A 9151-nucleotide genomic window follows, 5' to 3' on the forward strand; every position below is an offset into this window, starting at 1 on the left:
CCATTGCTGGGCCTATTTAATCGGCAACCCACAACAACCTAAAACTGCAGCCTTCAATGACGATGGTGAGCCTGCAGGCACTGCAGGAAAACCCATACTGCACGTACTTACGCAACGCGGTGCCGGTGACTGCTGCGCCATTGTTGTACGCTATTTTGGCGGTATTAAATTAGGCGCGGGGGGATTAGTGCGCGCCTATGGCCAGGCTGTATCCAAAGCGTTGGACGATGCGCAGTGGGTAGATGTGGTACCCATGCAGCGTATTGTAGTTACGGCGCAGTACGAAGATGAAACCCATATTCGACATTTTTTAGCGCTATACCACGGCTCGCTAATTGATCAGGGTTATAGCGATAAAGTCACCTTAACACTCGAACTGCCCAGTGATTCAATCGCCCCCTTTAGCCACGACATTACGCAAAAAACAGCTGGCCGAGCCCAGAGTAAAAAAATATAACCGTTTTTATTGATGCTGTTCTAACCACGCATATAAGTCTTTTTGCGGCATAGGCCGAGCAAAATAGAAACCTTGTACCTCATCGCACTTAAGCGACTTTAACAGCTCGGCTTGTTCCAGCTCTTCCACGCCCTCTGCGACAACTTTTAACCCTAACGTTTTGGAAAGCTGAATAATCATTTCAACGATTTCTGAACCACTTTTTGAATTAGACGTTTGCACAAAAGCGCGATCTATCTTTAGGCAGTCTATAGGCATTTGCTGCAAGTAATTAAGCGACGAGAAGCCGGTTCCAAAATCATCCATCGCCAACTTAAAGCCCATACTTTTAATACGGTTCAAGGTGGCAATGTTACCCACAATGTCACCCATTGCGATAGATTCTGTAATTTCTAACTCAATGTATTGCGCAGACACATCAAATTCACCCATGACTTTCGTCAACATATTAAGAATGTCTGGATGCTGTAATTGCGCAACCGATAAGTTAACGGCCATATGAATATCTTTATAGCCTTTTTTACGCAAATCCATCAGCTGCTTTACGGCATTGCGTAAAACCCACTCCCCCATCCGAATAATCAAACCAGACTGCTCGGCCAAAGGAATAAAATCAACCGGCGAGATAAATTCGCCCTGCTTAGTACGCCAACGTAAAAGTGCCTCTAAGCCAACGACACGGGTGCTTTGCAAACTGAGCTTAGGCTGAAAAACGAGAAACAGCTCATCGAGATCAAAAGCCTCCCTCAGTTTTTTCAGGGTATCTAAACGCTGTCGGGCGCCATCTACAACGGTGCGATCAAACTGTACAACGTGGCCTCGGTGATTTTTTTTAGCTTGTTTAAGCACAATGCTAGCGTCTTTAATGACATCACCACCGGTTGCGCCTGCGTCTTCTAATGGCGCAATGACACAGGTTACTCCCAGCAACTGAGGCTCGCCGGCAATCTCAAAGGGATCACTAAAAGGGGTAATTATAGACTCGGCGGTAATGTGCGTTTCAGGCCCCAATAAAGCAAAAGTATTTGAGCTAATACGGGCTAAAAAGCATGGGATTCTAAACCTGTTTTTTAAACGGTCAGCGGCCACTTGTAGCAGTAAGTCACCATAATGCTGCCCCAGCGCGGCATTCAGCTCTGCAAAACCGTCGATATCAATAATGGCTAGCACTTGGTTACTCGGGGCCACCACCTGCATTTCGGTGATCGTATTCTCTAAAGCATTACGGTTAGGCAGGCCGGTAAGCGCATCACTATAAGCATGGTGCTTCAAGCGCTCAACAAAGAAAATATTATCGCCCGATATAATACAATTTCGGGCAAAAACCGCCATCATGCCCTCGGTCACTTCGTTGCGTTGCTTGTCGCCTTGAATATAGCAACACCGATCGCCTCGGGTTTCTGAGCCTAGATACAACGCAAAAGCATCCTCGGTAACGGCGTTGCGCTGCGTACTCATACAACGACTAACGTGTGCTTTAACAGCCTCATCATCCAAGCTTTCGAGCAACACACCGGCATGGCTTTCGAATCGACCATTCGCATGCGTCACCTCACGCACATCGTTTTCATCCACAACAAGCATAGTGCCTTCCGGCTGATGACCCAGCTTAATTGCGTTTTCAAAAACAATATCGTGAAATTCTGTTTCATTAGCGCACGATAAAAGCGTCCGTCCCATAGCCAACACACTATTAAGGGCTTCTTTCCCCTCTTTAATGGTTTTGATTTGCTCGTAACAACGCAAAGCGGCGGTTAAGCAAGCGTATAAATTCTTTTGGGTAACCTCAGATTTCAGCTTGTAATCGTTAATGTCATAGTCGCGTATAACCGCCATCTCGGGCGCTTGGTTGGGCTCCCCCGTCCGCAATACGATACGGACATCATCAAGCCCTAAATCTTTTCGTATAAAAGCGACAAGATCGAGGCCAGCATTGGGCGTCTCCATAACAACATCAAGTAGGATAACCGCTATATCAGGCTGCCCCCGTAGGAATTCTTTGGCTTCGGCGCCAGAATACGCATCATAGAAGTGTAATTTTTGATCGAGAATCGCCGCATCCTTCAGCGCATACTTTGTTGCGGTGTGAACATTTTTATCATCATCAACAATTAAAATATTCCACATTGAATCATTTGCCGAACTCACCTCTTCAGGTTCGTCGTCAAATGTCATTAAATCCTCATCACTCATAACACCACCATCTAGAGCGTTCCATCGACATGCTGCAATACGGGAGCAACACAAGGAATACTGATTATAAATTCTGTACCCACATCCAGCTCAGAAGCTAGCTCTATGGTTCCACCGAGAGCGCCCGAGACCAAATTATGGACGATATGCATGCCCAAACCATTACCGCCCTTACCAAGCTTAGTCGTGAAAAAGGGATCGAATATTTTTTTCTGATTATTGGCAGACATTCCCTTACCGTCGTCACGGAGCTTTAATTTAATACCGCCATTACCATTGATCCAAGAACGCTCCGCAGCAATGTGAATAATCCCTTCGTCTCGCCCCTCAAAACCATGTAATACGGCATTATTCACCAGATTCGTGATAATTTGACTTAAAGGCCCAGGATAACTGTCCATTATTATTTCGGTAGGAATATCCGTTACGATCTGAAACTTCTTAGTGCGTAAATTTGGCGTTAAAGTCAGCACGGTTTCATTGACGAGCGTCAACAGGTCAAACTCACGTCGTTTTGCCGTTGTTTGATCAATCGCAGTTTGCTTAAAGCCAGCTACCAACTCTGCCGCGCGCGTGAGGTTGTGCTCTATCATCCTCGAGCCTTCATCAACATCACTAATAAAGTTATCTAGCGCGCTACGTGTCATGCCAGTAGTCATTTGCACCTTAAAAGTATCGGTATTGTTCAGCAGGCTTGTTGCGACAGTTAAGGCATTACCCACAGGGGTATTTAGCTCATGGGCAATACCTGCAACTAATCCCCCTAGCGCCGCTAGCTTCTCTTGTTGCACCAGTTGTTTTTGTGCTTGCTTAACCTGAACTACAGAGTCCGTTAACGCATCGTTAAGCTTTTGCTGATCACGGGTGCGCTGGTCAACCCGCAGTTCCAACAATGTAACGTGCTTCTCCAACGCCAACCGCATAGCCTCCAACTGACTCGACAACTGTCCAAACTCATCTTTTCCAACAAAAGGAATTTTAGTTCTCAAATCTCCAGCGGCGATGCCTTTCGCCCCCGCACTGAGTTTTTTTAGCGGCCTTAATACCTTTTGGTTGAGCACTAAATTCAAGACGATAAAGGTAATAAATATCTGGACCAATAACATCTGTATAAGCGTTACGGCTTCCTCTTTGGCGCGAGACAAGCTCTTTTTCAAACCGTAATGTAGCGTAAAACGGCCAATTTCTTGCCCTTGATAAAAAACAGGGGCTTCAATGGATATTTTCTTGCGCTCGTTTTCGATAATTTCAACCGGCCAGCGATGATAGTTGATAAAAGGCTCATCCCCGGAACTCAACACATAAATAGCCAATACGCTTTCATCAAGCTGAATACTATCCATAATAGGCTTTGCTAATTCAGGGGAGATATTCCAAAGCGCTATAGAAAGCCCTCCCTGTAAGACATCCGCATAGTTCTGTGCGCGAATACGCGCCTCAAAATCCACACTGCGCTCATAATTTTGACGCGTCACGATAACGCCCGTGACTAACGCAGGCAGTGCAATACTTATAACAACAACAATACCCAAGTAATATTGCAATCGACGAGTAATCAAGTTCATAAATCTGTTTGGATCGCTGTATTTTCGTACCCAAAGGGTATGCAGGCAGGAATCAATGACGACCTACCCTCAATTAAAGGGTAGAACACACTATTGATTATAAGCCATGTGAATCTGAACTATAGTAGAGGAGACTACTGGTGTATGAAAAACGCCAAGATTGGCGCAATATTCATCTAGCTGTGTTGTAATCTCCCATTACAGATATTCGCCATTACTTATTTTTTGATAGTGTACATAGGTTATGAACAGAAACGCACGTACGTTTTTCCCTAAATTCAGCCCCCTGAAATACTTGGCTTGCTTGCGCCCACTTATTTCCAGTCTACTCGGTTTACTGCTATCACTTTGCAGCACCGTTGTTACCGCGGCATCAACCACAGAAGTGATGCTGTATAACCATTCATTCACCCCAAGCATTCAAAAAATGCTGCAAACAACCATAACTCGGTCATTAGAGCTTACAAGGGCAGAATACGGCGACTACAACTTAAGTTACTTCCCGGGGAAATTATCCGATGAACGCAACAAGAGCCTGCTTTATGAAGGGCGCCAAGCACATCTTTTTTTCTCTAGCCACACTGAATTACCCAACGCCACCACAGCAATTATTAATATTGAAATTCCTTTTTTAAGCAATGCACTCGGGCTCCGAATTTTTTTGATGCGAAACAATAATATAGAGACATTCAATCAGGTTGAAACACTTGATGATTTACGGAAGTTTAAAGCGGGAATAGGCCATACTTGGGCCGAAAAAACCATCTTCAATGCACAGAAAATTCCTTTCGAAGAAGCGCTGTTAATCAGTAGCTTACTGCCAATGTTAGAAAAACAACGCTTTGACTATCTTGCCATCAGCGCGCTGGATGATACAGAATCGATGGGTCTTTCAAAACAGTCAAACATTCAAGCTATTAATAACTTAATGCTTTATTACCCTATACCCGTTCGATTATATATCAGCGGTAAATACTCTAAACTCGCAGCACGCTTAAAAATGGGGCTCGATCGCTTTATTGAAAATGGCGAAGCTAACCTCTTAGTGAAATCCGTATTTTCTGACAATGCGGTTTTACAAGGCGACGAATTAGTTCGGTTATTAGTAATACCCAACCCTCAGTATAATGAAGATGAGAATAAACAAGCCTTTGAAAGCTTCTCCAAACAATTCCCCAAAGAATTCATCATGATTCACGAATAAGAGTAAAGATCCCCTTAAGGTTTAGGTAACTGCCAATCAATAGCGGCCTTGTTATTTTCAGACAAATAGGCATTCGTCTGGGAAAAGTGCCGACAACCAAAAAAACCCCGATAGGCCGATAGCGGTGAAGGGTGCGGTGCCTTTAAAACACAATGTTTATCCTGATCGATAAAGGCGCCCTTCTTTTGCGCATAACTACCCCACAATAAAAAAACGACACCATCACAATGGTCGTTAACGGCGTGAATCACAGCATCGGTGAAGTGCTCCCAGCCCTTGCCTTGGTGCGATCCCGCCTTGCGTGCCTCAACGGTAAGTGTCGCATTCAACAGCAATACACCTTGATCAGCCCACGACTGTAAGTGACCATGTTCCGGCGATACAAAACCCACATCACTGGCGAGTTCTTTATACATATTTCTGAGCGAAGGGGGAACATCGACACCGTGCGGCACAGAAAAAGACAACCCGTGTGCTTGCTTAGGCCCGTGATAAGGATCTTGACCTAAAATGACCACCTTTAAATCATCTAAATGCGTGCTATCTAGCGCATTGAAAATCAGATTGCCATCAGGGTAAATTTTTCGTCCCGCGCTTTTTTCGCCCAACAAAAAAGCTCTTAAACCTTGCATATAAGGCTTGTCGAATTCGGGCTGTAAATACTGCAGCCACGACTCATGTAATTCGACTTTTTTCTTCATGCTAGAACCTCAACCACACTATACATTTGATACAACTCAACTAAAAAAGCCCACCGAAGTGGGCCTTAATGATACGGCAAAATCTACACTTCTGGACGCATATGCGGGAAGAGCAATACATCGCGAATAGACGGTGAATCAGTCAACAACATGACTAGTCGATCAATACCAATACCTTGGCCAGCAGCGGGCGGCAAGCCGTACTCTAGCGCACGAATATAATCGGCATCGTAGTGCATGGCTTCGTCATCACCGGCGTCTTTTTCAGACACTTGCTTTTGGAAGCGCTCGGCTTGATCTTCGGCATCGTTTAGCTCCGAGAAACCATTAGCCAATTCGCGCCCACCCACAAAGAATTCAAAGCGATCAGTAACAAAGGGATTGTCATCATTACGACGGGCTAACGGAGAAACCTCCGCGGGATACTCAGTAATAAAGGTCGGCTGCTCTAGTTTATGTTCGGCAATGGCTTCAAATATTTCAATTTGAATTTTACCTAAGCCCCAGAACGATTTGCATTCAATACCGAGTTTTTTCAATATTGCCTTGGCTTGCTCTTCGTCATTTAATTGCTCAACCGTAATATCGCTACTGTGTGCAACAATCGCTTCAATAACGGTTAAACGCTCAAACGGTTTAGAGAAATCATAAGTCACTGTGACAGGTTCTTCACCTTCTTTTGCAGGCTTAGTGCTCACGATCTCGGTTGTTCCCATCACCGTTTCAGACATTTTACGTAGCATGTCTTCGGTTAAGTTCATTAAGTCCTGGTAGTCCGCATACGCTTGGTAGAACTCCAACATGGTGAATTCTGGGTTGTGGCGCGTGCTTAAACCTTCGTTACGGAAGTTGCGGTTTATTTCATAAACGCGCTCAAAACCACCAACAACCAAACGTTTTAAATACAATTCAGGCGCAATACGCAGGTACATATCAATATCTAACGCATTGTGATGAGTGACAAACGGGCGGGCCGTTGCGCCACCAGGAATCACCTGCAACATGGGGGTTTCAACTTCAACGAATTCTTGGCCATTTAAATAGCTGCGAATAAAGTCGATAACCTTTGTGCGGGTCTCAAAAAGCTGGCGTATTTCAGGGTTAACAATCAAATCCACATATCGCTGGCGATAGCGGGTTTCTTGATCGGCTAAGCCGTGGAACTTATCCGGTAATGGACGCAACGATTTAGTTAGCATTTGGAACTCGGCACAATCAACGTACAAATCACCTTTACCCGATTTATGCACAACCCCTTTAACGCCAACGATATCGCCAATATCCCACTGGCCGTCGATTTCCTTCATGGCTTTTTGGGCGGTTTTATCCGCATACAACTGAATGCGGCCACTCACATCTTGCAGCACCATAAATGGGCCACGCTTAGCCATAACACGGCCCGATACCGCCGCCACAAAACCCAGCTCTTCTAGCTCGGGCTTTGTTTTTTCACCGTGTAAATCTTGTAGCTCTTGCGCTTTATGCGTACGACGAAATTTATTAGGGAATGCATTTCCACGCTCGCGAATATTGGTTAATTTGCTGCGGCGCTCGGCAATTAATTTGTTCTCATCTTGCTTTTGTTCAGACATAGTAGTCAGACCGTTTTTCTAAATTAAATGAATTAAAAGGCTATAGCGGAATTTATAAACCCGCTTTTAAGCTAGCTTCAATAAATTGATCTAAGCTGCCATCTAGCACCGCTTGGCAGTTGCTAGATTGCACGCCCGTGCGCAAATCTTTAATGCGGGAGTCATCTAGCACGTAGCTTCGAATTTGACTTCCCCAGCCAATGTCCGATTTACTGTCTTCCAGCGCTTGTTTCTCTTCATTACGCTTGAGCATTTCCTGCTCGTACAAACGCGCGCGCAGCATTTTCATCGCCTTATCGCGGTTGGCGTGTTGCGAACGTTCGCTTTGGCACTGTACCGCCACCCCGGTAGGTTCGTGAGTAAGACGAATAGCCGAATCTGTTTTGTTCACGTGCTGGCCACCCGCGCCGCTGGCACGATAGGTATCAACGCGCAAATCGGCTGGGTTAATATCAATCTCGATATTGTCATCAATTTCCGGCGAAACAAACACCGAGGAAAACGACGTATGCCGGCGATTACCCGAATCGAATGGCGACTTGCGCACCAAACGATGAACTCCGGTTTCGGTACGTAACCAACCAAAGGCGTACTAACCCTCAAAGCGAATAGTCGCACTCTTTATGCCTGCCACGTCGCCGGCAGAGGCTTCTTCTAGCGTGGTTTTGAAACCTCTCGCTTCACCCCAACGCAGATACATGCGCAATATCATCTCGGCCCAATCCTGCGCTTCGGTACCACCAGAGCCAGATTGAATATCCAGATAAGCATTGTTAGCGTCCATCTCACCGGAGAACATGCGGCGAAACTCGAGCTTAGCCAGCTCGGCATCTAAGCGAGCGATATCGGCGCGAATATCTTCAACGCTATCCTCATCGTCTTCTTCAACGGCGAAATCCAGTAACTCTTGGTTATCCGCTACACCGGTTTCGAGGTTCTCAATGGTATTGACCACAGCCTCGAGCATTGAGCGCTCGCGCCCTAGCTCTTGCGCTTTGGCAGGTTCATTCCAAACGTCGGGCTCGCCCAACAACAATTCAACTTCGTCTAAACGCTCTTTCTTAGCGTCATAGTCAAAGGTACCCCCTAAGGACAGCCGTACGTTCCGCCATTCCTTTGAGGGCATTCACAATGGGATTAATCTCCATGATGATGCTTCTCTCGTGGTTTAAAAAGTTAAGGGGCGCGATTGTACTCTTTATGACCTAAAAAGTCCGTCCCTGACTTTGTAGGTTTCGCCCAGACGGATTGGCGTCGAGGCAAGCTCGACTGATCCTTAGTGTGCTCGCATTGGCTGCGCCAATGAGGCTGCTCCTGCAGCCCTTTATGACCTAAAAAGTCCGTCCCTGACTTTGTAGGTTTCGCAGCTCTTTAATCAAGCCGGGGATTGGCGTCGAGGCAAGCTCGACTGATCCTTAGTGTGCTCGCATTGGCTACGC

General features: G+C 45.8%; 6 protein-coding genes and 1 pseudogene. 2 read left to right on the top strand and 5 right to left on the bottom strand.

Annotated features, from left to right (window positions below; translation table 11 throughout):
• Positions 1-457, top strand: a 457-nt coding sequence (locus tag AC3A8L_RS07740; RefSeq protein ID WP_487961662.1) for an IMPACT family protein, incomplete at its 5' end; no start/stop codon positions are given.
• A gap of 6 nt (positions 458-463) precedes the next feature.
• On the opposite strand, the gene AC3A8L_RS07745 is transcribed toward AC3A8L_RS07740, so the two are convergent.
• Together AC3A8L_RS07745 and AC3A8L_RS07750 are read right to left on the bottom strand one after the other, a co-directional pair.
• Positions 464-2650: a bifunctional diguanylate cyclase/phosphodiesterase gene (locus AC3A8L_RS07745; RefSeq protein WP_487961663.1), complete on the bottom strand. Its 2187-nt coding sequence runs from the start codon at positions 2648-2650 to the stop codon at positions 464-466.
• 11 nt (positions 2651-2661) lie between these two features.
• The gene (locus tag AC3A8L_RS07750; protein WP_487961664.1) at positions 2662-4215 is read right to left on the bottom strand and encodes a sensor histidine kinase; all 1554 of its coding nucleotides are present in this window, start codon (positions 4213-4215) and stop codon (positions 2662-2664) included.
• 244 nt (positions 4216-4459) lie between these two features.
• Between AC3A8L_RS07750 and AC3A8L_RS07755 the strand changes: the two genes are divergently transcribed.
• Positions 4460-5419 carry a hypothetical protein gene (locus AC3A8L_RS07755; protein ID WP_487961665.1) on the top strand — a complete coding sequence of 320 codons (960 nt, stop codon included), beginning with the start codon at positions 4460-4462 and terminating at the stop codon, positions 5417-5419.
• 14 nt (positions 5420-5433) lie between these two features.
• Here the strand turns inward: AC3A8L_RS07755 and ung are convergent, their stop codons facing one another.
• The 3 genes and pseudogenes from ung to prfB form a co-directional block, all read right to left on the bottom strand.
• The gene (ung, locus tag AC3A8L_RS07760; RefSeq protein ID WP_487961666.1) at positions 5434-6120 is read right to left on the bottom strand and encodes a uracil-DNA glycosylase; all 687 of its coding nucleotides are present in this window, start codon (positions 6118-6120) and stop codon (positions 5434-5436) included.
• 83 nt (positions 6121-6203) lie between these two features.
• The gene (gene lysS / locus AC3A8L_RS07765; RefSeq protein WP_487961667.1) at positions 6204-7712 is read right to left on the bottom strand and encodes a lysine--tRNA ligase; all 1509 of its coding nucleotides are present in this window, start codon (positions 7710-7712) and stop codon (positions 6204-6206) included.
• Positions 7713-7764: 52 nt separating this feature from the next.
• Positions 7765-8860: pseudogene (gene prfB / locus AC3A8L_RS07770) on the bottom strand (peptide chain release factor 2).
• Positions 8861-9151 lie beyond the last annotated feature (291 nt).

This window comes from Marinagarivorans sp., from assembly GCF_982758155.1.